21 protein-coding genes are annotated in these 22260 nt (G+C 38.8%); 18 read left to right on the top strand and 3 right to left on the bottom strand.

The genetic code is table 11. The features are described 5' to 3' along the window. Positions 1-500: 500 nt before the first annotated feature. Entirely contained in the window at positions 501-1070 is a 570-nt protein-coding gene (gene rsmD / locus ACWATA_RS03100) for a 16S rRNA (guanine(966)-N(2))-methyltransferase RsmD (protein ID WP_013084870.1), read from the top strand. A 35-nt stretch (positions 1071-1105) separates the two neighbouring features. Next, complete coding sequence (coaD, locus tag ACWATA_RS03105; RefSeq protein WP_013058982.1) at positions 1106-1600, top strand: pantetheine-phosphate adenylyltransferase; 495 nt, start codon at positions 1106-1108, stop codon at positions 1598-1600. A 58-nt stretch (positions 1601-1658) separates the two neighbouring features. Here the strand turns inward: coaD and ylbJ are convergent, their stop codons facing one another. Further along, positions 1659-2867, bottom strand: a complete 1209-nt coding sequence (ylbJ, locus tag ACWATA_RS03110; RefSeq protein WP_033579758.1) for a sporulation integral membrane protein YlbJ — start codon at positions 2865-2867, stop codon at positions 1659-1661. Between the two features lie 466 nt (positions 2868-3333). On the opposite strand from ylbJ, the gene ACWATA_RS03115 reads away from it, so the two are divergent. Next, on the top strand, positions 3334-4131 hold the full coding sequence (locus tag ACWATA_RS03115) for a patatin-like phospholipase family protein (protein ID WP_028411486.1): 798 nt from the start codon (positions 3334-3336) through the stop codon (positions 4129-4131). After that, positions 4121-5137 (top strand): SepM family pheromone-processing serine protease, encoded by a 1017-nt coding sequence (locus ACWATA_RS03120; protein ID WP_028411485.1) that lies wholly within the window; start codon positions 4121-4123, stop codon positions 5135-5137. The genes ACWATA_RS03115 and ACWATA_RS03120 overlap by 11 nt, the downstream gene beginning before the upstream one ends. 27 nt (positions 5138-5164) lie before the next feature. Here the strand turns inward: ACWATA_RS03120 and ACWATA_RS03125 are convergent, their stop codons facing one another. Continuing rightward, positions 5165-6364 (bottom strand): nucleotidyltransferase, encoded by a 1200-nt coding sequence (locus tag ACWATA_RS03125; RefSeq protein ID WP_221817794.1) that lies wholly within the window; start codon positions 6362-6364, stop codon positions 5165-5167. Between the two features lie 179 nt (positions 6365-6543). Between ACWATA_RS03125 and ACWATA_RS03130 the strand changes: the two genes are divergently transcribed. The 4 genes from ACWATA_RS03130 to ACWATA_RS03145 all read left to right on the top strand — a co-directional run bounded on the left by ACWATA_RS03130 (position 6544) and on the right by ACWATA_RS03145 (position 9019). After that, on the top strand, positions 6544-7062 hold the full coding sequence (locus ACWATA_RS03130; protein WP_014458367.1) for a YceD family protein: 519 nt from the start codon (positions 6544-6546) through the stop codon (positions 7060-7062). A 65-nt stretch (positions 7063-7127) separates the two neighbouring features. Then, positions 7128-7301: a 50S ribosomal protein L32 gene (gene rpmF / locus ACWATA_RS03135; RefSeq protein ID WP_013058976.1), complete on the top strand. Its 174-nt coding sequence runs from the start codon at positions 7128-7130 to the stop codon at positions 7299-7301. 169 nt (positions 7302-7470) lie between these two features. Beyond that, positions 7471-8238 carry an enoyl-CoA hydratase/isomerase family protein gene (locus ACWATA_RS03140; RefSeq protein ID WP_028411483.1) on the top strand — a complete coding sequence of 256 codons (768 nt, stop codon included), beginning with the start codon at positions 7471-7473 and terminating at the stop codon, positions 8236-8238. 178 nt (positions 8239-8416) lie between these two features. Beyond that, positions 8417-9019, top strand: a complete 603-nt coding sequence (locus ACWATA_RS03145; RefSeq protein WP_028411482.1) for an RsfA family transcriptional regulator — start codon at positions 8417-8419, stop codon at positions 9017-9019. Between the two features lie 81 nt (positions 9020-9100). Here the strand turns inward: ACWATA_RS03145 and ACWATA_RS03150 are convergent, their stop codons facing one another. Then, complete coding sequence (locus ACWATA_RS03150) at positions 9101-9571, bottom strand: N-acetyltransferase (RefSeq protein WP_013058973.1); 471 nt, start codon at positions 9569-9571, stop codon at positions 9101-9103. Between the two features lie 313 nt (positions 9572-9884). Between ACWATA_RS03150 and ACWATA_RS03155 the strand changes: the two genes are divergently transcribed. The 10 genes from ACWATA_RS03155 to ACWATA_RS03200 all read left to right on the top strand — a co-directional run bounded on the left by ACWATA_RS03155 (position 9885) and on the right by ACWATA_RS03200 (position 22061). After that, complete coding sequence (locus ACWATA_RS03155; protein ID WP_034265301.1) at positions 9885-11237, top strand: acetyl-CoA carboxylase biotin carboxylase subunit; 1353 nt, start codon at positions 9885-9887, stop codon at positions 11235-11237. Beyond that, on the top strand, positions 11234-11446 hold the full coding sequence (locus tag ACWATA_RS03160; protein WP_033579761.1) for a biotin/lipoyl-containing protein: 213 nt from the start codon (positions 11234-11236) through the stop codon (positions 11444-11446). The genes ACWATA_RS03155 and ACWATA_RS03160 overlap by 4 nt, the downstream gene beginning before the upstream one ends. A gap of 19 nt (positions 11447-11465) precedes the next feature. After that, the gene (locus ACWATA_RS03165) at positions 11466-13007 is read left to right on the top strand and encodes an acyl-CoA carboxylase subunit beta (RefSeq protein WP_154973126.1); all 1542 of its coding nucleotides are present in this window, start codon (positions 11466-11468) and stop codon (positions 13005-13007) included. 158 nt (positions 13008-13165) lie between these two features. After that, on the top strand, positions 13166-14047 hold the full coding sequence (locus ACWATA_RS03170) for a 2-dehydropantoate 2-reductase (protein WP_034265299.1): 882 nt from the start codon (positions 13166-13168) through the stop codon (positions 14045-14047). A gap of 1 nt (position 14048) precedes the next feature. After that, a complete protein-coding gene (locus ACWATA_RS03175; RefSeq protein ID WP_013058968.1) occupies positions 14049-14432 on the top strand; it encodes a DUF3397 domain-containing protein in 384 nt (127 codons plus the stop codon). A 90-nt stretch (positions 14433-14522) separates the two neighbouring features. Next, positions 14523-16148: a bacillithiol biosynthesis cysteine-adding enzyme BshC gene (gene bshC, locus ACWATA_RS03180; RefSeq protein WP_034265296.1), complete on the top strand. Its 1626-nt coding sequence runs from the start codon at positions 14523-14525 to the stop codon at positions 16146-16148. Between the two features lie 334 nt (positions 16149-16482). Continuing rightward, a complete protein-coding gene (rsmH, locus tag ACWATA_RS03185) occupies positions 16483-17418 on the top strand; it encodes a 16S rRNA (cytosine(1402)-N(4))-methyltransferase RsmH (protein ID WP_028411477.1) in 936 nt (311 codons plus the stop codon). 33 nt (positions 17419-17451) lie between these two features. Beyond that, a complete protein-coding gene (gene ftsL / locus ACWATA_RS03190; protein WP_028410764.1) occupies positions 17452-17811 on the top strand; it encodes a cell division protein FtsL in 360 nt (119 codons plus the stop codon). Positions 17812-17816: 5 nt separating this feature from the next. After that, positions 17817-20075: a penicillin-binding protein gene (locus ACWATA_RS03195; protein WP_473049571.1), complete on the top strand. Its 2259-nt coding sequence runs from the start codon at positions 17817-17819 to the stop codon at positions 20073-20075. Positions 20076-20144: 69 nt separating this feature from the next. After that, positions 20145-22061 (top strand): stage V sporulation protein D, encoded by a 1917-nt coding sequence (locus tag ACWATA_RS03200; RefSeq protein WP_013084856.1) that lies wholly within the window; start codon positions 20145-20147, stop codon positions 22059-22061. Positions 22062-22260: the final 199 nt, after the last annotated feature.

The following is a 22260-nucleotide window of genomic DNA, read 5'->3' on the forward strand; positions in this document are numbered from 1 at the left end:
CAACTACTCATTGTAGGGCCCTTCAATAAAGGGGTGTAATCACCTCTGCGATTACAAGCACCTTGATGAAGGCAAAGGGAGAGGAGAAACCGGAGGAAGAACTTATGGGGAAACGTAAGTCTTCTCCGCGGTTGGCAACAACATCGGTTAGATGATGTTGTTACTAGTCAGTATGTCCGTTTTAAACGTTCATATACCTGTCTCGTGAAATTCACTTTTTAAAATATAAAAGACTGATAACATGACAGAGAAAAAGGGTAAATTTACGTTTATGATGACATATTAAAGTAAAGGAAATCTTTTATGAACGAAATGCCGAATGATCTGCATAGGTGTATCTAAGGAGACGGTCGTAAAAGTCCAGCATAAAAGCAAGCTGCTGGGTTATTGCACAGAATGCATACAGCATTGAATAAATTGAGGATTTTTGCTAGTCTTTGTAATTCAAAATATGTTAGGATAATGAAGAATAAGGAAGTAAAAGTAAGGTAGTGATAAGGATGAGAGTAGTAGCAGGTTTATATAAAGGCCATGCGTTAAAGGCGGTTCCAGGATACTCAACCCGCCCTACAACAGATAAGGTGAAAGAAGCTATTTTTAATATGATTGGACCGTTTTTTGAAGGTGGAACAGCTCTTGATTTGTTCGGTGGAAGCGGTGGCTTGGGAATTGAAGCTCTAAGTCGAGGAATAGATAAAGTCATTTTTGTGGATCGGGATGGCAAAGCGATTCAGACGATTAAAGCAAACTTAGCATCCTGTCGGTTAGAAGACCGCGCTGAAGTGTATCGAAATGATGCAGAGCGTGCACTGAAAGCGATAAAGAAAAGGGAGCTGACTGTCGATTTACTTTTGCTTGACCCACCGTATAAAGCACAAAAGTTGAAAGCGCTTATCGAAACGGTAAGTGAAGAAAACCTTCTGGCAAAAACAGGAATTATTGTAGCGGAGCATTCTCATGATGTACATTTAGATAATGAGATTGGTTTATTTGAAAAAATAAAAAGCGAAACGTACGGTATCATTGGTGTTTCTATTTATACATACAAGAAAGAAGAATCAGTTGAATAAATCAATGAGCTGTTAGATGTAGAAAGGGGATACGTATGGGCAGTATAGCTGTTTGTCCAGGAAGCTTTGATCCAGTTACGAATGGACATTTTGATATTATTAAACGAGGCGCAAATGTATTTGATACGATTTATGTGGTTGTTTTAAATAACTCCTCAAAAAGTCCTCTATTTACAGGGGAAGAGCGAGTAGCTTTGCTGAAAGAAGTAACAAAATCACTTCCTAATGTGGTAGTAGAGTCGTACAGCGGATTATTAATGGAGTATGCAAAAGAAAAGCAGGCAAAGACCATTTTAAGAGGTTTGCGTGCAGTATCAGATTTTGAGTACGAGATGCAAATCACATCTGTAAATCGCGTATTAGATAAAGAAATCGAAACGTTATTTATGATGACAAATAATCAATACTCGTTTTTAAGTTCTAGTATTGTAAAAGAGGTAGCTAAATATGGCGGGAATATTTCTGAATTAGTTCCTCCCCCTGTTAGAGAAGCGCTTGCAGAAAAATTTGAACAGCTGTCTCAAAAATAAGATAAAAAAGAACGTGACGTTTTCTTTGCCGATAAGAAAACGTCACGTTCTTTTTTTACTAGGAACGATGAAGAAACGCTCGTTTTGAATATAGATAAATATAGCAGCACAGCGTAAAAATCGTTAGGAGGGGGCCGTACACGTTTAGCCACTGCGATAGAATCGTAACGGACTCCAAGTGAGAAAAAACCGGCAGTGCTCCTTCAGATGCTTGAAAAGTAGTAATGGATTCCCGAAGAGGACCCCATAGAAAGATAGTGAATACTACCGCAAAACAGCCGTGAAAAATTCGGGCAATAAAAAACGGGAAAAATCGAATATCTGTTTCGGCGAGTATGCTAGCTACTTGTGCTTGAACAGAGAAACCGCTAAAGCCTAATACAAAGCTAACGATGATAATTTGATGAAACAGCAGCGTGTCCGGTGCTTCGCTTGCTAGGCGGCTTCCTAACGTAATTTCAAAAAGCCCCGAAATAAAGGGAAGGCTCAGCTCAGTCCCTATATGACAAAGGGAAAATAAATAAGCTAGACCGCTGCTTAAAACGGCCGTGATATGAGTCACATATAAAAGTTTGTTTAATACAGAAAATAAAATGATAAAACCGCCAATCATTAAGAGAGATTGAACTGCAGAAGTAACCGCATCTCCTAAAAGCTTCCCGATAGGACGCTTATCTTTTAATCGCGTTTTATGCATTTCGTGAAAAGCTAACGATAAAGAAGGTTTTTGAATTACTTGTCCTTTAGGTTTTGCTGATCCATAAAACCGCATCACCAGTCCTACACAAATATTCCCTATGTAATGAGAGAGAGCTAATATGATACCGACAGCTGGATTGTGAAAAAAGCCAACTGCCACAGCTCCAAAAATAAAAATAGGGTTAGATGAGTTAGTAAATGATACGAGTCTTTCAGCTTCAATAGCTGTTAGCTGTTTTTCTTGGCGCAGCCGGGAAGTGATTTTTGCACCTGAAGGAAATCCAGAAGCCATGCCCATTGCTAAAGCAAAACCCCCTACTCCAGGTACTCGGAATAAAGGCCTCATAAACGGCTCTAATAAGATCCCAATGAACTTCACTACGCCAAACCCAATAAGCATTTCTGAAACAATAAAAAAGGGCAGCAGAGAAGGAAAGACGACCTTCCACCATGTGTTGAGACCTCTTACTGAACCTTCTAGCGCTTCTTTTGGATATACAATAAGCGCAATAGCGAGAAGTGTTACGCTCGTCCCGAGCAGAAGTGTTTTCACCATCGATTTATTCAACGAACGATTCATCTCCTTTTCTAAGCTCACGTCATTTTGATAGGAATGAAATGAGGAGTTTTAGGCAAATGTACAAGTTCTTCTATATATCAATATACGAAGCTATGCATCGACTTTATGCCTATGTGTAAGGAGAAAATAAATTCATACTGAATAAAAAGGCGTCTTGTCACATTTGGAAATACAATTCATATACATAAATCAATGCACTTCTAGAATAGTCAAGGAGTAAAAAAACGTATACGCAGCAAGAGAAGAGTAAGAATTTCTTAAAACAACCTTCAGTATAGTATAATGCTTAATAACCACCGTTGATTGAGCAAAACATATCTTTAGCTTCATACAAAATGAACAAATAGAAAATGAAGAATAGTCCTATTGAAGACAGGGCAACAATGATAGAGAAGCTCATCAAAAGTTTTTACATTTTTAGAAGTCTATAAGGTAAAACGAGGGGGCAGGTAAAGTGGAAAGCCCAAAAATAGGAGTTGCGTTAGGCTCAGGTGGAGCTAGAGGTTTTGCACATTTAGGAGTAATCAAAGCGCTAACAGAAAATAACATTCCTATTGATTTTCTAGCTGGCAGCAGCATGGGAGCTTTAGTTGGTGCACTATATGCGTCAGGTATTGAACTGGCAACTCTTTATAAAATGGCGCTAACGTTCAAACGAAAGTATTATTTGGATTTTACCGTGCCAAAAATGGGATTTATTACGGGCAACAGAGTAAAGTCGTTGGTTCGCACTTTTACGCAAAATAGAAACATTGAACAGTTATCTATACCGTTTGCCATTGTAGCGACAGATTTGAAAACAGGAGAGAAAGTGGTGTTTAAAAAAGGACCTATCGCTGAAGCGGTGAGAGCAAGTATTTCAATTCCAGGAATTTTTGCTCCCGAAGTAATTGATGGGCGATTGCTTGTAGACGGCGGGGTAGTGGACCGTATTCCTGTATCGGTTGTAAAAGAGATGGGATCTGATATTGTCATTGGAGTCGATGTATCAAAAGCGAAAGTGAATGCAGAAATCAGCTCCATTTTTGATGTCATTATGCAAAGTTTAGATATTTTGCAAGATGAGCTAGTAGCTCACCGAACTATTGCTTCAGACGTTATGATTCGTCCTAATCTCGATACTTTTAGTTCCAGAGCATTTACAAACATTCAAGAAATGATGTCAATTGGTGAACAAGCAGCACATGAGCAGTTGCCTTCTATTCTACAAGCAATTGATCATTGGAAGGAGAACAAAAAAAGTGAAATCTAGAATTAGAATTTTGGTATATTTGGCTGTTATTGCAGTGGTGGCAATGCTTTGTTTTTATCCATTACCGTACTACATTACAAAGCCTGGAATGGCAGAAGAACTTGCGCCTATTATTAAGGTAGAAGATGGATACCATGAAAAAGGGACGTTTATGCTTACAACTGTAAGAATGGGCAGAGCAACTCCTCTTTCATATGGTCTTGCGAAAATACAGGACTTTCATGAAATTTTCCCTACAAAGCAAATTTTGCAGCAGGGTGAAAGCGATGAAGATTACTCGACAAGGCAATTACATATGATGGATACGTCAAAAAATGCCGCTATTTCAGTAGCATATGAAGCAGCTGGAAAGAGCGTTTCCTACCACAATAAAGGCGTATATGTTACATATGTTGTAGAAAATATGCCTGCACATGGAAAACTTCATGTTGGAGATGTCGTGACAAAAGTAGATGAGAAAAAAATTCAAACTGCTGAGGACTTAATCAACTACGTATCGACTAAAAAAGCAGGAGATTCAGTATCAATTTATGTGAAAAGAGATGGCAAAGAAAGCAAACATACTCTAAAAGTTAAAGCATTTCCTGATGAGCCGAAACGAGTAGGCCTAGGAATTGCCTTAGAAACGAACCAAGAATTAAAAGTCAAGCCCGATATACATATTGATACTGAAAAAATAGGAGGGCCTTCAGCGGGACTGATGTTCTCACTTGAAATCTATAATCAGCTTGTTAAAGAGGACATGACAAAAGGCCACCGCGTTGCAGGTACAGGGACTATCAATGATAAAGGAGAGGTAGGACCAATCGGAGGTATTTCACAAAAGATTGTAGCCGCAGATAAAGAAGGAGCAGAGATTTTCTTTGCACCAAATGAAAAAGGGGCTGCTGGCTCTAACTACCGAGAAGCAGTGAAGACAGCCAAAAAAATAAACAGTGATATGAAAATTGTACCCGTAGATTCATTTTCGGATGCCGTAACCTATTTAGAAAAGCTGAAACCATAAAAAAATCGTCTCTTGCAGACGATTTTTTTATGGCCAAATGATAGGAGGCTGCGTATATTCTTGTTTCATAAACTGAGAGCGCAGAGGCTCCTGAAACGGCGTACTATAAACATGTGTCGCTTTAATATCGGTATCAATTTCTTTTAGTTTACATTGCGATACAGTGGATACAATAGGAAGGGACAGCTTTTTCTTAATTGTTTTTAAATAGGCTTGTCCGGTCTTTGACATTCCCAATAAGCGAATATAAGGATCAGCTTGTTGCATCTCACTTTTTGTTGTATTGGTTAAAAGGTGAACGCACATGCGCTGTAAACGGGTTCTCGTATATCGCTTCGTTTTAACATTTGTTAAAAAATCTTCAAATGAAGTAGATGAAGAAATATAAGATAGCAGTCGATGTTCAATACCTTCTTCTATTTCATAAATACGCTGTAAGTCATAAAGTGGAGTAGTTAATAATTTGTATTTCAAAAATGGGAAATAGTGCTCCCAATGATGAAACTGTCCGTGTGCTTGTTTGTAAGCTGCTAATTCGTTTGCTGTACTAACTGGCATATGCTTGCCCAGGTCCCCATTGCTGCTGCTGTCAAAAATAGCTTTACGTATGCTTGTAGCGCTTGAAATAAAAGAGGAAGACAGGGAATCATCGTGATAATGTGATTGAATTCGAGTGATTGTATATGGTTTAATAGATGCATGCTGTTTTTTTATGGCAGCTACATAGCTCATTCCAAGCACATTATTTGGCTGAGATAGATCAATAGGAGCCTCCGTGAAAAGCTGTAAGAAAGCATTGGAAGCTGATTTTGGATAACTGTTTCCTTTTTTCATCTCTTGTTGAATTAAGGCAGATAGTTCTGATTCATGAGCTTCGAGCAAATCAGCGGTGCGGGTAAATGAGTCAATATTGCCATTTTCGCTGCCAAAGCATACAAAGTCAGCGTGAAGGGATTCCAAAATAGAAATAGCGCCGCTTGCGAATGTTTCAGCTTTTTGAGTAGAAAAAGCATAGGGTAATTCAACGACTAAGTCTGCACCAGCGGCTAAAGCCATTCTTGTGCGGGACCATTTCGATACAAGAGCAGGCTCTCCGCGCTGCAAAAAGTGCCCGCTCATCACAGCAATCACACAATCTGCTCCGGTTTGTTGTTTGGCTTGCTGCAAATGATAAGCGTGTCCGTTATGAAAAGGATTATATTCGACAATTATTCCAACTGCTTGCATAATGTCTCCTTTTAATTTATTATTTTTAGTCTAGCTCTTTGTTTTAAAAACGTTTTTTTATGAAAGTAAGAAATTTTTACAAAAAAGCATATTTAAGTACATTATAGTGTAAAGAAAAAATATTGACAAATAATCTTGTGAAAGCTATAATAACCTTTGTTGCCTTGAGGTGATTAACAATGAAATGGACAATACATCAATTGTATCAGTTGCAAAATAAAGGTCTAACATTTGACGAAGTGATTGACGGCAAAGAGTTTATGAATGCTGATCCTCAAATTCGTAGAATGTCAGATGTAAACGTGAAAGGAAGAGCCGACATTAGCTCTTCGAAAGTAACGTTTCACCTTAAAATTTCAGGAGAAATGACGTTGCCTTGTGCTCGTACATTAGTTGACGTTCCGTATCCGTTTGAAATTAACGCAACTGAAACGTTTTTATTGAATGTGAATGCTGATTATGAAGAAGATGCTGAAGTACGCATTGTAGAGGGAGAAACGGTTGATTTACAACCTTTGATTCAAGAGTTAATTATTGTTGAAATTCCTCTGCAGGTATTTAGTGAAAATCAGCAAGCGGCAGGAGCAGCTCCACAGTCAGGAAAAGACTGGGAAGTTGTTACCGAAGAAGAACAGCAGGAAAAAGTAGATCCCCGCTTAGCCGTACTCGAAAATTTCTTTAAAGACAAAAAGAAATAAAAATGCGAAGATCCGGCTTTCGGGCCTTCATATGATTTTAAAATTCTTTTAAGGAGGTGGGAATAATGGCTGTACCTTTTAGAAGAACATCTAAAATGAAGAAAAGAACGCGTCGTACGCACTTTAAATTACAAGTTCCTGGTATGGTAGAGTGCCCAAATTGTGGTGAAATGAAACTATCACACCGCGTATGTAAAGCTTGTGGTACTTACAAAGGAAATGACGTAGTAAGCAAATAATTGCTTATTTAAATAAAAGACCCTCTTAAAGGGTCTTTTATTTTTTTTGCCTTTTTTCCTTCTCTGCCCTTTGGAAGAGAAGGATTTTTCTTATAGAACAAGAACTCTTTTTAAATAAACAATTACTGTTGTAAAAGGATTCATACCTTGTCCATAAGGAGGAAAAAGCATGAAAAAAAGCGAGCTGTTTACTACAAGCCAAGGCATTGCTACATTTGTGATTAATCGCCCTGAAAAGCGTAATGCCATTGATTATGATGTGATGAATGAACTGCAGCAAGCTGTAGATTATGTGAAACATAATCAGTTAGTAAAAGCTTTTGTAATTACAGGTGCTGGTTCAGACGCATTTTGCAGTGGAGGAGATTTAAGCGTATTTCATGAGCTAAAGACTTCGAAAGAGGCGTCTCAAATGTTAACGAAAATGGGGAGAATTCTTTATGAAATTTTAACGCTCCCAAAACCAACAGTTGCCCTTTTGAATGGAACATCGGTTGGGGGGGGGTGTGAGCTTGCGATTGCATGTGACTTCCGTATAAGTGCAACACATAGCGAAATGGGCTTTATTCAAGGGAATTTAGGAATTACAACAGGCTGGGGAGGAGGAACCATTCTTCTTGAAAAGCTGCGGTATCAAGAAGCGATGGAAATGATCTACAGTGCTCAGCTGTATGGAGTAGAACGAGCAAAGCAAATTGGATTTCTTTCCTATGTTACGTCGTTTAAAGAGCTAACTATGAGGTGTGAGGAGTGGTTAGCTCCTATTACTCATAAATCGACCCAAGTATTGCAAGCTTACAAAGAAATCGCTATTGAGAAATGGGAGCAAAGCCGGGTTTGGAATCGAATGGAACAAGAAATTCATCGCTGTTCGATATTGTGGGAATCGCCTGAACATGAAGAAGCGGTTCAAAAGGTCATCGTTAAAAAAACATAGTTATGAACTGCATTTCCATAGCAATATAGTTAATAAGCAAAAGATGAAAGAATCACGGATTTCCCATTTTGCTTCAAAGTATATGAAAGATTTTCTTGATTGAGAAGAGGAACAATAGTCTATCTTATCTAGTAGGTGCATATTCATTTAATAAGTACGGATAAGGAGGGATAGAAAAATGACTTCTTCTCGTCAAGATGCATGGACTCATGATGAAGATTTATTACTCGCAGAAATTGTACTGCGTCATATACGTGAAGGTGGCACTCAGCTAGCTGCATTTGAAGAAGTGGGGAAGAAACTTACACGAACATCAGCAGCTTGTGGCTTCCGCTGGAATTCTTTTGTGCGCAAACAATACAAGACTGGTATTGACCTTGCGAAAAAACAGAGAAAAGAATTAAAAGCAAGAACTGTTTCAAAAGACGACGAGCAGCCTGCACGCTTATCATATATGGAAGCAGAGAAACATATTTCGCTTAATGAGGTAATTAAGTATTTAGAAAATGTAGATCAAGGGCAAAAACACTCGTCGGAGCTTCTCGAAGCTAATGAAGAACTGCAGCAAAAGATTGAACGTTTACAAGAGAAAGTAACGATTTTGGAAAAAGAAAAAAAAGCTTTGCAAAACAATTTGTTAATTGTGGAAGATGACTATAAAGCTCTTATTGAAATTATGGAGAGGGCTCGTAAAATGGTTGTATTAAAAGAGGATGAAAAAAGTAGAAAAGTGAAATTTCAAGTGGATAAAAATTTAAATTTAGAAAAAGTTCAAAAGTAAAGCGATAGCTTGAATGCTCCCTACTTCATGTTAATCATATATACCACATAGATATAAAATAAACAGCTGGAAATCAGCTGTTTATTTTTGTTCGCTTACACCGTTTGGTAGCCAAATAAGAGGGTTTTCTCCCAAATCACGATCGATATCATACGTTACAGGTACGAACCCCATTTTTGACCAAAAATCACTCGATTTTACTCGCGGGCTTGTTTTGATAGGTAATTGAAAGGATTTGGCATATTCAACGAGCGTTTGACCTAATCCTTTGCGCTGAAAATCGCTGAGCACTTCAAGTTTCCACACTTCAATATACGTTTGAGGCGGCTCGAAATATTGATCGTACTGTTTGTTTCGTTTATAGAGACTCATGCGAGCCACTAAGCTATTTCCAAAATAAATGCCGTAAAACGGAGAATTTATTTCATTATCGGAAATCTTGGCATGTAATTCTTCTAGCATTGAAAGTTCTTGAATGCCATATTCTTTGAATTTCTTGAACTCTTCTAGCGTTTTAAAATTAATTTTTAAATGCTTCACTTCGTAATTCATCCCATATCCCCCTTGTTATGTCTCCTTGCTAGATGAACGAACTGGATTGGTTCGTTCATCTAATATTATATAACAAAAATACAAAATATTCTGTTTTCGTGATTGGTGAACGAATATTCAATGCGCACAAAGAAAAATGAATTCTTTCGGTTAAACACGAAGAATACATTACTATAAACATCACTTTTTAGAAAGGAGGCAAAAGGGAAACAGAATTCAAATAGAAAGCGTTTTCAAAAATTGTAGAGGAGTTTTAAAATTATTGTAGAATTATATGGGGGAAAGTAGAAATTTGAGGAAAGGGGAGAGAAAGGTGAAAAAAATACTGATTGCAAATCGAGGAGAAATTGCTCTTCGTATTATTCATACATGCAAACAAATGGGCATTGAAACGGTGGCTGTCTATTCCGATGCAGATGCAGAACTTCCTTATGTTCAAGCGGCTACAAAAGCACGTCGAATTGGAGAGCCTCCTGTGCAAAAGTCATATTTGAATGTGGAAGAGCTGCTTAGAATTAGTCATGAAGAAAAAGTAGACGCCATTCATCCTGGATATGGATTTTTATCGGAAAATAGTGCATTTGCTAAAAGAGCGATTGATGAAGGTTTTTGTTTTATCGGTCCTTCTCCCGAAATCATTTCGATGATGGGCGACAAAATTGCTGCCCGCGCTGCGATGAAAGAAGCGGGTGTACCTGTTGTCCCCGGCAGCGAAGGTGATGTGACGTCGGTTGAAGAGGCTTGTAAAGTAGCGGGGGTAATTGGATATCCCGTTATGTTAAAAGCAAGCGGAGGCGGCGGAGGAATTGGAATGGTGCGCTGCGATAACGAAGAAGCAGTAAAACAAGTATATGCCTCAACAAAAGCAAGAGCAAAAGCATATTTTGGTCATGAAGGAATGTTTATTGAAAAGCTTATAACAAACGCAAAACATATCGAGGTACAGGTCTTTGGAGATCAGCATGGTAATGTCGTTCATCTTTTTGAACGCGATTGTTCTGTACAAAGAAGAAATCAAAAAGTGATTGAAGAAGCCCCTGCGCTTTCTTTAAAAGAAAGTACGCGACAAGCCATGCAAAACCAAGCCGTTCAAGCGGCTAGAGCAATCGGCTATTATAATGCGGGTACGGTGGAGTTTATCGTGGATGAAGACGAAAATTTTTATTTTCTTGAAATGAACACGCGGCTGCAAGTTGAGCATCCGATCACCGAGCAAATTGCAGGGGTCGATTTAGTTAAGTGGCAGATCTTAGCTGCGCGCGGTGAAAAGCTTCCTCGTATGCAAGAGGAAATAGCAGCAAATAACTACGCCATTGAATTTCGAATTTATGCAGAAGATCCGTTTACTTTTTTACCGGCTCCGGGGAAAATTACGGGTTATCACTTGCCGGAGCGAACCTACGCGCGCGTAGATAGCGGCTACAGTGATATGAATGCGGTTACACCTTTTTATGATCCAATGATTGCAAAGGTTATCATTACTGGTCGTACGCGTTCAAATGCAATTGAACTAGCTAAATCATATTTTACAGAAGCTGTTGTAGAGGGAATCAAAACAAATATTCCTCTATTTAAGCAGTTGTTAAATGAAGAGTTATATGAAAAGGGCACCTATAACACATCGTTATTATCAACAGTATTAAATAAAGGAGGAGCACCACAATGAGTGAAATCAAAGCGACAATGGCAGGCATGGTATTTAATGTGTTTGTTCAGCAAGGAGCAAGTGTAACTAAAGGAGAAGTTGTTGTTGTATTAGAATCTATGAAAATGGAAATTCCTATTGAAAGCGATCAAGCTGGTATTGCAGAGACTGTCCATATAGCCGTGGGGGATTTTGTGAACGAAGGCGACGTTTTGGTGACTATTTCATAACTCATAAAGGGGAGATATCATGATACATACAGGTGAATCTCAGAAAAAATATGATGAAAACCGTCAAAAAGTAGAGCGGGGCAACGCTGAAAAGTACAAAGAGAAACTTGCAAAACAACAGAAGCTTTTTGTAAGAGATCGTTTAGCCCTTTTATTCGATGACGGGAAATATGAAGAAGACGGCATGTTTGCAAATAATAAAGCCGAAGGGTTGCCGGCAGACGGTGTTGTAACTGCGATTGGAAAAGTAAACGGTGAAACGGTTTGTGTAATGGCTAATGATTCTACTGTAAAAGCAGGGTCTTGGGGAGCTAGAACAGTAGAAAAAATTATTCGGATTCAAGAAGTTGCAGAAAAACTGCATGTGCCTTTACTGTACCTAGTGGATTCTGCTGGAGCGCGTATTACGGATCAATTAGATATGTTTCCAAACCGCCGAGGAGCTGGAAGGATCTTTCACAATCAAGTAAAACTTTCCGGCGTCATTCCTCAAATTTGTTTGCTTTTCGGTCCGTCAGCAGCTGGAGGGGCTTATATCCCTGCATTTTGTGATATTGTTGTGATGGTAGATGGGAACGCTTCTATGTACTTAGGGTCGCCGCGTATGGCGGAAGCCGTTATTGGAGAAAAGGTTACGCTAGAAGAAATGGGAGGAGCACATATGCACTGCAGCGTTAGCGGGTGCGGGGATGTGCTGGCTTATTCTGAAGAAGAAGCTATTTCGTATGCCAAATCTTATTTAACGTACTTTCCACAAAACTATCAAGAGAAGCCTAAAGTACAAAAAGCTAAAGAGCCTAAGCAGACAAAAGATTTAGTAGAACTAATTCCGGAGAATCAAAATGTTCCATTTGATATCTATGAAGCAATTGATACCCTTATTGACGAGGGGAGCTTTTTTGAAATAAAAAAACTGTTTGCCGCCGAATTGGTAACAGGGCTTGCACGAATAGATGGAAAAGTAGTAGGGATTGTTGCTAATCAGCCAAAAGTTAAAGGGGGAGTGCTGTTTGTAGATTCAGCAGATAAAGGCGCAAAATTTATTCAATTGTGCGATGCATTCCATATTCCTTTGCTGTTTTTAGCTGACGTGCCTGGATTTATGATTGGAACCAAAGTAGAAAGAGCTGGCATCATTAGACATGGAGCCAAATTAATTGCAGCGATGAGTTCAGCTACAGTTCCTAAAATTTCCGTAGTCATGCGTAAAGCTTATGGCGCAGGGCTTTACGCTATGGCTGGTCCGGCTTTTGAACCAGATTGCTGCATTGCATTGCCTACTGCTCAAATTGCCGTAATGGGTCCTGAAGCTGCAGTAAATGCCGTCTATTCTAATAAAATTAATGAAATTGAAGATCCGAAAGAGCGGTTCATGTTTGTTAAACAGAAACAGCAAGAGTATAAAGAACACATCGATATCTATACGCTGGCATCTGAACTTATTATTGACGACATCGTTCCTGCTAACGAACTGCGTCGAACGTTAATTGACCGCTTTCGCTTATATGAAACAAAGAATGTGACCTTTAGCCGTCGTAAACATCCGGTGTATCCCGTATAATAGAAAAAAACGGGATCACTCTAAATAATTTACAATAAGCCCGGTGATTTTTAATCACACGGGCTATATGAATAGGTAAAATTTAAAGAATGCATTTAATTCAAAGCATTTTTTTGCTAAAATGAAACTCAATAATAGAAAGAGGAACAAAAAATACGATGAAAACTATAGGTATTATTGGAGGCGGATCATTAGGTCTGTTGTTTAGCGCGTATTTATCAGATTGTTATGATGTAACCTTGTACACGAAAACACCAACTCAAGCAAAGTGTATTAACGAAAATGGAATTACCTTACATAGACAAGGGGAACATCACACGAAAAAAGTCAGTGCTATCCCTCTGGAAAAAAACATAAAAGAAGCAGATTTAATCATTATTACTGTAAAACAGTATCATTTAAAAGAGATTATTCCTTTTATTAAAACCCTTACTATACATACTCCCCTTTTGTTTATCCAAAACGGTATGAGCCATATTGAAATTCTCAAAAACCTCCCGCAGCGCACTCTCTATTTGGGTACAGTTGAACATGGGGCAATGCGTACAAATATGGATAGCGTCCATCATACAGGAATAGGAACAACCCGTATTGCTTCGTACAGAGGAGAAATGGAGTCTATCTTACCAATTGTGAATTTTCCTTGGGTAATTGAAAAAGATTGGTATGCGATGCTGGTGAAGAAATTAGTTGTAAATGCGCTCATTAATCCTCTTACGGCGCTGTATCGCGTGAAAAATGGGCAGCTGATTCACAACAGCTATTTTTATAAAACGATGCGTCTATTGTTTGAAGAGATTGCGGATGTATTAAAACTAGATTCAGCTTTTAATTATTGGGAAAATGCGCTGGGGGTTTGTTCGCGCACGAGTACCAATCAATCTTCTATGCTAAAAGATATACAGGAGGGGCGGCAAACCGAGATTGATGCTATCTTAGGTTATATCCAAACACAAGCTGCTGAAAAAAGAACGTCGACGCCTATTGTTGACTTTTTATATAGGTCAATAAAAGGAATCGAAGAAGAAAAGGGTGAGTAACATGGGAAGTTTTATTGCTGGCGTTTTTGCGACGTTTGTCACTCTGCCGCTCGTCGGTTTTTTTATTCTATACATGCTTTTACGCAAACTGACGAAAAATAAAAGGAAATCTGTCCACATAGCAACGTACATTACTACGGTTTTTCTTATTTTGTCCGTGCATTATGCAGCTGTGGAAATTTTCGGGCACTCTTTTTTGTGGTTGATTGCGTTAGTCCTTTTAGTTGTGGCAATGATTATGATGTTTGTACATTGGAAAGTCAAACATGACTTAGAAATGAAGCTTATTGCGAAAGGGTTCTTTCGGATGAATTTCGTTTTGTTTCTTATTGCACATATTGTGTTAAATATAGGTGGAATCGCTTTTCGTATTTCCTCTCTGTAAAGCATGTTACTAGACGTGAGCAGTTACATTATGGATAATGAAGCTATATGTAGAGAATATAAGTATTAGGAAAAGAAAGGAAGTTCTTTCATGGAGATTACAGACGTCTCTTTAAAGGCGGGAAACAAACTAACGAACGATTACATAAAAGGTGAAAAGCAAGCACTTTCCTTTTTTCATTATAATATACACGAAAAAGACGTATATGAAAAACGTTTAGCGGACGTTCAAAAGCAGTCTTATCCAAGAGAACAGCTTGCTGAGTATCTGCTTGATTTTAATAAGCGCTACGGAGCATCTTCTAAGACGATTGAAAATATTGAAAAGCTAAAAGATCCTAACAGCGTAGTGGTCGTTGGAGGTCAGCAAGCGGGGCTGCTTACGGGTCCTTTGTACACCATTCATAAAGTGATTTCAATTGTGCTGCTAGCTAAACAACAAGAGGCAGCTCTAAACGTGCCCGTGCTTCCGGTATTTTGGATTGCTGGAGAAGATCATGATTTTGCTGAGATCAACCATGTATACACAGAGCATAAAAACCAGCTTTTAAAGAAAACGTTAAAGCATTCTTTAAAGAAAAAGCAAATGGTTTCTCAAATCGAATTAGATCATGAAGCCTGTAGAAGCTGGGTTCGTGATGTTTTTCAAACGTTTAACGAAACGGCGCATACAAATCAGGTGTTACACTTTGTTTTAGAGGCGTTAGATAAATCACGTACCTATGTCGATTTCTTTGCTCATTTGGTTACCACATTGTTTGCAGAGTCAGGTCTTATTTTAATGGATGCAGCTTCTAAAGAAGTGCGCAGCATTGAATCTTCTTTCTTTGTGACGTTAATTGAACAAAATGACAAATTATCGTCAGCCGTTGTGGAACAGCAAACAGAGATTCAAAAACAATACGGACGAATGATTGAAGTGGGAGAAGAAACGGCCCATCTCTTTTATTCACACAACGAAAACAGAGTACTTTTAGAAAGAGACGCAGAGCAAGAGCAGTTTGTTGGAAAGCAAAATGAACTCGCGCTGTCTAAAGAAGAGCTGGTTCAAATTGCTAAACAAACGCCAGAGCTTCTTAGTAATAACGTTGTGACTAGACCCCTTATGCAGGAGTACTTACTTCCTACCCTTGCGTTTATTGCAGGTCCAGGGGAAGTAGCGTATTGGGCAGAGCTTGAAAAAGCATTTTCTTTATTTAGCTTTAAAATGCCTCCCGTGGTTCCGAGGTTATCCTATGCAATCGTAGAAAGACATATCGAGAAGTATATGGATGAACTTCAGTTAGACCTTTCGAATGTCATTAACAAAGGCGTAGATGCAGAGAGGGAGCACTGGCTTAAGACAGAAGTTCACAACCCGTACGAAATGTATTTTGAAAAAGCGAAAGAAGATTTTGAAAAAATTCATAAAACTCTTCGTGAAAATATTCAAAAAGAAGACAAAACATTTGATGAAGTCATGCTTAAAAATCGAGCGATTATTCAAAAGCAGTTTGAAACCATTCAAAAGATTGTCGAATCCAAACAGCTCATTAAGCACGATGTGAAGCATTCAAAATATGCTCAAATTGAACTTGCTCTTCGTCCCTACAATGCTCCACAAGAACGCATGTGGAATATTATGTATTATTTAAACGGCTATGGTATGCAATTTGTGTCAGATTTACTAAGTGCTGAAGTCGAATTAAATCACCAGTTAAAAGTCTGCTATGTCTAATAAAATCCTGCTGAAAAGCAGGATTTTTATTTTGGAAAAGAGAACAAGTTTACAAGGTGAATGTCAGCCAATTGGATCCTTATAAGGTATTTATTTCTAATTACACAAAAAAACCTTATATTCCTTACATTTTATTCTACGAATATGTCCTACTTTTAACAAAATGACACTATTTGTGACAAAAAGACAAAATTCTACTTAATTCTTATATAAATAGCTGAAATAATGTTGAACTTTGATATATAATATAAACGTGTATATATATCAAAGAAAAACACCGTTTTTTGCTTTTTGTATACATAACTAAGTAGTTTAGAAAGAAGTAGGTGTCATAATGTTTAATCACACAACTGTTTTGCTTAAAGAAGCAGCGGAAGGCTTAAATATTAAGCCGGATGGAGTATATGTCGACTGCACGCTTGGCGGAGCAGGTCATAGTGAATATATCGTAAAACAGCTATCAGAAAAAGGGAAATTAATTGCGTTTGATCAAGACGATGTTGCTCTTGAAAATGCAAAAGAAAAATTAGCCCCGTATCTAGACAGAGTTATTCTAATCAAAAGTAATTTTCGCTATTTAAAAGAGCAGCTAATGAAACATGGAATTGAAGAAGTAGATGGAGTATTGTTTGACCTAGGCGTCTCGTCTCCTCAGTTGGATACACCAGAGCGAGGGTTCAGCTTTCATCATGAGGCCCCGCTTGATATGCGCATGGATCAAAACTCAAAGTTTTCTGCGTACAACGTAGTAAATGAATGGCCTTATGAAAAACTTGTAAAAATCTTTTTCCAATATGGAGAAGAAAAGTTTTCGAAACAAATTGCCCGCAAAATTGAGGCATATCGAGAGTCTAAACCAATTGAAACAACGCTAGAGCTGGTTGATCTTATTAAAGATGGTATTCCAGCGCCAGCTAGACGAACGGGTGGACATCCGGCAAAACGGATTTTCCAGGCTATTCGAATTGCTGTAAATGATGAGCTTCAAGTATTTGAAGATGCAATTGAACAGGCCATGGATGTAATCAAAAAAGGTGGACGTGTAAGTGTTATTACCTTCCATTCACTTGAAGACCGAATTTGTAAAGTAGCGTTTAAAAATGCAAGCACGGTTCCGCAGCTTCCTCATGGACTGCCGGTTATTCCAGAAGAATTTAAACCTAAAATGAAAGTCATTACAAGAAAACCTATTTTACCTTCAGAAGAAGAGGTAGAAGAAAATAAGCGCGCGCGTTCGGCAAAGCTTCGAATTGTTGAGAAATTAGTCTAATAAAAGGGTTTAATCAAAGAGGAGGGGACGAGAATGAACAATGCAGCATACAAAGTAAGAGAGCAAGACCAGCAGCAGAAGCAGCAAAAGACGGTACGTCAAGTTGTTCGAAAGACAAAAAGAAAAATCACGGTTGGTGAAAAAATTGTGTATTCTGGGTTTGTCGCACTCATGCTGTTTGGGTCTGTGCAAATCATTTCAAATCAATCTTCGCTTTATAGCATCAGTGAAGAAGTGCAATCACTCGATGGAAAGATTGACAAGCAAGAAGCAAAAAACAATGAGTTAAAATTACAGGTAACAGAGTTAAGTGCATACGATCGTATTTGGACAAAAGCAAAAGAACTTGGACTAAAATTGAATGAAAATAACGTAAAAGTCGTTAACGATTAATTGCGATGACTACGCCAAGAAAAAATAGCAATATTAGTACAGGAGCAGCAATATTAATTTTAATATTTGCATTGCTCTTTTTTGTATTAGCCATCAGGTTCTTTTACATCCAAGCGACGGGCAAAGCAGACGGAGAAGCTTTAGCCGAAATTGCACAAAAACAGCATACGCGAACGTCTAAAATTGAAGGACAGCGCGGTACGATTTACGATCGAAATGGAGAAGCAATCGCCCAAGACACGGGTGCTTATACGGTTGTGGCGATTTTAGATAAAAAACAAACAAAAGATAAAGATCACCCGCAACATGTGGTAGACCCAGAAAAGACGGCTCAAAAATTAGCCCCATTGTTGAAGATGGACGAATCCAAAATTGAAAGCATGTTAACGAGAGGAATTAAACGTGGTACCTTCCAAGTAGAACTTGGCCCAGGCGGACGTGATATTGATAACGTGCTAAAGCAAAAAATTGAGAAGCTAAATCTCCCGGGCATCACGTTTTTACGCGATTCGAAGCGCTTCTATCCAAACGGTGTATTTGCCTCAAGTATTTTAGGATATGCACAAAAAGATGATACGGGTAAAATCGTAGGGAAAATGGGAATTGAAAAAGTATTTGATAAGCAGCTTTCTGAAGAAGATGGATATGTGAAATACGAAGCTGCTAAAAACGGAATTAAGCTTCCGGATCCAAAAGAGTCAATTGTAGCTCCTAAAAACGGAGACAGCGTTACGCTTACGATTGATGAAAAAATTCAAACGTTTTTAGAGGATGCGATGACAGCTGCTGCTAAAGAATATAAACCAGAAGAGCTAATGGCAACGGTAGTGAATCCGAAAACCGGTGAAATTTTGGCGATGTCAAACCGACCTTCATTTGATCCAAATATTCGTGATATCACTTCTTATCGCAATCCGTTTGTTGAAAACAGCTATGAGCTTGGTTCAACGATGAAAATCTTTACGCTAGCAGCCGCGATTGATGCAGGCGTTTATAACGGCGAAGACCGCTATCAGTCGGGATCTTATAAAGTAACGAAAAACAGCGTTCCGATTAACGATCACAACGGCGGAGTCGGCTGGGGAGCTATTACATTTAATGAAGGAATTCAAAGGTCTTCAAATGTAGCGGTTGCCATTTTAGCCAACGAAAAATTAGGTACCGACCGTTTGTATAAATACTTGGACAAGTTTGGCTTTATGGATAAGACGGGAATTGACTTGCCAAACGAAGCTTCTAGCAAGTTAGTGACGAAGTACCCGAGAGACCGCGTAACCACTGCGTTTGGACAGGCGTCTGCTTTTACGCCTATTCAAGAAATTCAAGCGGCTACTGCGATTGCAAATGACGGGAAAATGATGAAGCCTTACGTGATTAAACAAGTAGTCGATGAAACAAATAAGAAAACAATTAAGAAAACAAAACCTACCGTAGTAGGCCAGCCTATTTCTAAAAAAGCAGCGAACGAAACGCTAGGTATTTTAGAAACCGTTGTTTCTTCTGATGATGGAACAGGCAAACCTTACGCGATTGAAGGATACGATGTCGCTGGAAAGACGGGAACAGCTCAAATTCCTGGGCCTACCGGAGGTTACCTGCATGGACACGGGAAAAATTTCATTTCCTTTATGGGCTTTGCACCTGCTAAGGATCCAAAGCTCCTTGTCTATGTAGCCGTTAAAAATCCAACTCTCACGCCTCAAGAAACGGGTACTGCGCCGCTTACAGCTGTATTTAATCCGGTGATGAAAAATAGTCTGCAGTATTTAGGAGTGGAGCCTCAAAAAACGGATGAAGACGGAAAAGAAACGAAAGAAAAGAAAGTGGATTCAGAAATCAAGCTTAAATCTTACGTTAATGAATCAGTTGATAGTACCGTGAAAGACTTAAAACAAAAAGGGCTTGTTCCTGTTGTAATAGGTAAAGGAGATACGGTAGAAAGCCAATCACCGACTTCTGATACCAGTGTCACTGGTCAACGCGTGTTCATTAAGACAAACGGAAAAGCCACAATGCCTGATTTAACAGGTTTTTCACATCGTGACGTTATTCGCTTTAGTGAATTTGTCAACGTTCGACCTAGCGCACTTGAAAATGGTTATGTTGTAAGTCAAAGTATTAAAGCAGGAGATCCGCTAAAAGCAGGAACGTACCTGAAAGTGGAACTTGAAACGCCTAAAGAATTTTCAAGCACGTTAAATAAGCTAAAAGAAACGGAAAAAAGTGAATCTGACAGTAAAAAAGACGATAAGCAACTTGACTAGAAAATAAGTTCTAGTGAATCCTGTACAAGCATATATTGGAACGAGCCGATTCAGAGGAGGTTCTAATATATGCGGGTATCAGGAGTCACAGTTCGTAAAAGGCTAGCCATTGTTTTGTTTGTCGGTTTTATTGTGTTTTTGATTATTGATACAAGGCTTGGATATGTACAGTTGCTGACTGGGGATACGCTAACTGAAAAAGCCAAAGACTTATGGAGTCGGAATATTCCTTTTGAACCTGAAAGAGGAAAGATACTAGATCGCAATGATGTGGCACTTGCTACAAATAAAAGTGCACCGACCGTTTTAGTTATGCCAAGACAAGTTGAAAATCCAGCTGTTACGGCTGAAAAGTTAGCAAAAGTGCTGGGAGCATCAAAAGAAAAAGTATATGAACAAATAACAAAAGCTTCTTCTAGCGTATATTTGCGTCCTGAAGGAAGAAAAATTTCACATGCGAAAGCAAATGAAGTGCGAAATTTAAATTTAAAAGGCGTATATATAGCTGAGGATTCGAAGCGGTACTATCCGTTTGGAAGTTATTTGTCGCATGTATTAGGCTTTGCGGGAGTAGATAATCAAGGGTTAACGGGCCTTGAATTATATTATGATAAAGAGCTAAAAGGACAAAAAGGTTCAGTTAAATTGTATTCTGATGCTAAAGGTAAAAAGATGCCCAATATAGCCGATGACTACACAGCGCCTGTGGACGGGCTCGATTTGAGATTGACCATTGATTCACGTGTGCAAACAATCATGGAGCGTGAGTTGGATAATGCTCAGACAGCTTATAATCCAGATGGTATGATTGCCATTGCCATGAATCCTAAAAACGGTGAAATTTTAGGTATGTCAAGTCGTCCAGGCTTTGATCCGACGGATTTTAAAAATGTGAAGCCTGAGGTGTATAATCGCAATCTTCCAATCTGGAGCGTATATGAGCCCGGATCAACGTTTAAGATTATTACACTGGCAGCTGCTCTTGAAGAAAAGAAAGTGGATTTACTAAAAGATCAATTCTACGATGATGGAGCCGCGGAAGTTGGAGGAGCGAGACTTCGCTGCTGGAAAAAAGGCGGACACGGACAGCAGTCTTTTTTAGAAGTTGTACAGAACTCATGTAACCCTGGTTTTGTGGAGCTTGGGGAACGTTTAGGAAAAGAGAAATTGTTCAAATACATTAAAGAATTTGGCTTTGGTCAAAAAACAGGTATTGATTTACAAGGGGAAGCAAAAGGAATTTTGTTCCCGCTTGAGCGCGTGGGTCCGGTTGAACAAGCTACAACAGCTTTTGGGCAAGGGGTTGCTGTTACTCCTATTCAACAAGTAGCTGCTGTTTCAGCAGCCGTAAACGGTGGAACGCTTTATGAACCTTATATTGCAAAAGAGTGGGTGGATCCAACTACCGGAAAAGTTGTAAGCAGTCATAAACCGGTTGCTAAGCGAAAAGTTATTTCCGAGGAAACGTCTAAGCAAGTGCGTTTTGCTCTTGAAAGTGTAGTCGCGCAAGGAAGCGGAAAAGGAGCTTTTGTGGAAGGGTACCGCGTTGGAGGAAAGACGGGTACGGCGCAGAAAGCTCAAAATGGAAAGTATTTAAAAAATAATCACATCGTTTCTTTTATCGGTGTTGCACCAGCAGATAACCCTGAAATTGTCGTGTATGTTGCGGTTGATAATCCAAAGGGCACCATTCAGTTTGGTGGAGTGGTAGCAGCTCCGATTGTAGGTAAAATGATTGAAGACAGTTTGCGTGTGATGGACGTTAAACCGCGTAAAGGACAAATTGAAAAAGAGTTAACGTGGCTGGACACACCAATGATAAAAGTACCAAATGTCGTAGGAATGTCAAAAAAAGAGTTACAAGAACAGCTACTTAATTTAAAATTAGATGTGAGTGGCGAAGGAGATAAAGTGGTCAAGCAGTCTCCTGCAGCCGGAACGAAAGTTAAAGAAGGCGAAACGGTTAGAATTTATATGGGAAAATAAAAATCTCTATAAACTATTATTCTTCCTTGCATGATAATCAGCAGGTTACGCTGCGTGTGAACATGAAATCAACAAATAAGCCTTGGGGGTGTTCCCTCCGGGCTTCTTTTTCTGTAAAATGTAATAGGTTAGGTGCTAGAAAAAGAAGAATAGTTGCCATAGCGTCTTATAACAAACGTTTCACTTTACAAATAGAGAG

Source organism: Priestia sp. USM5 (genome assembly GCF_058323215.1).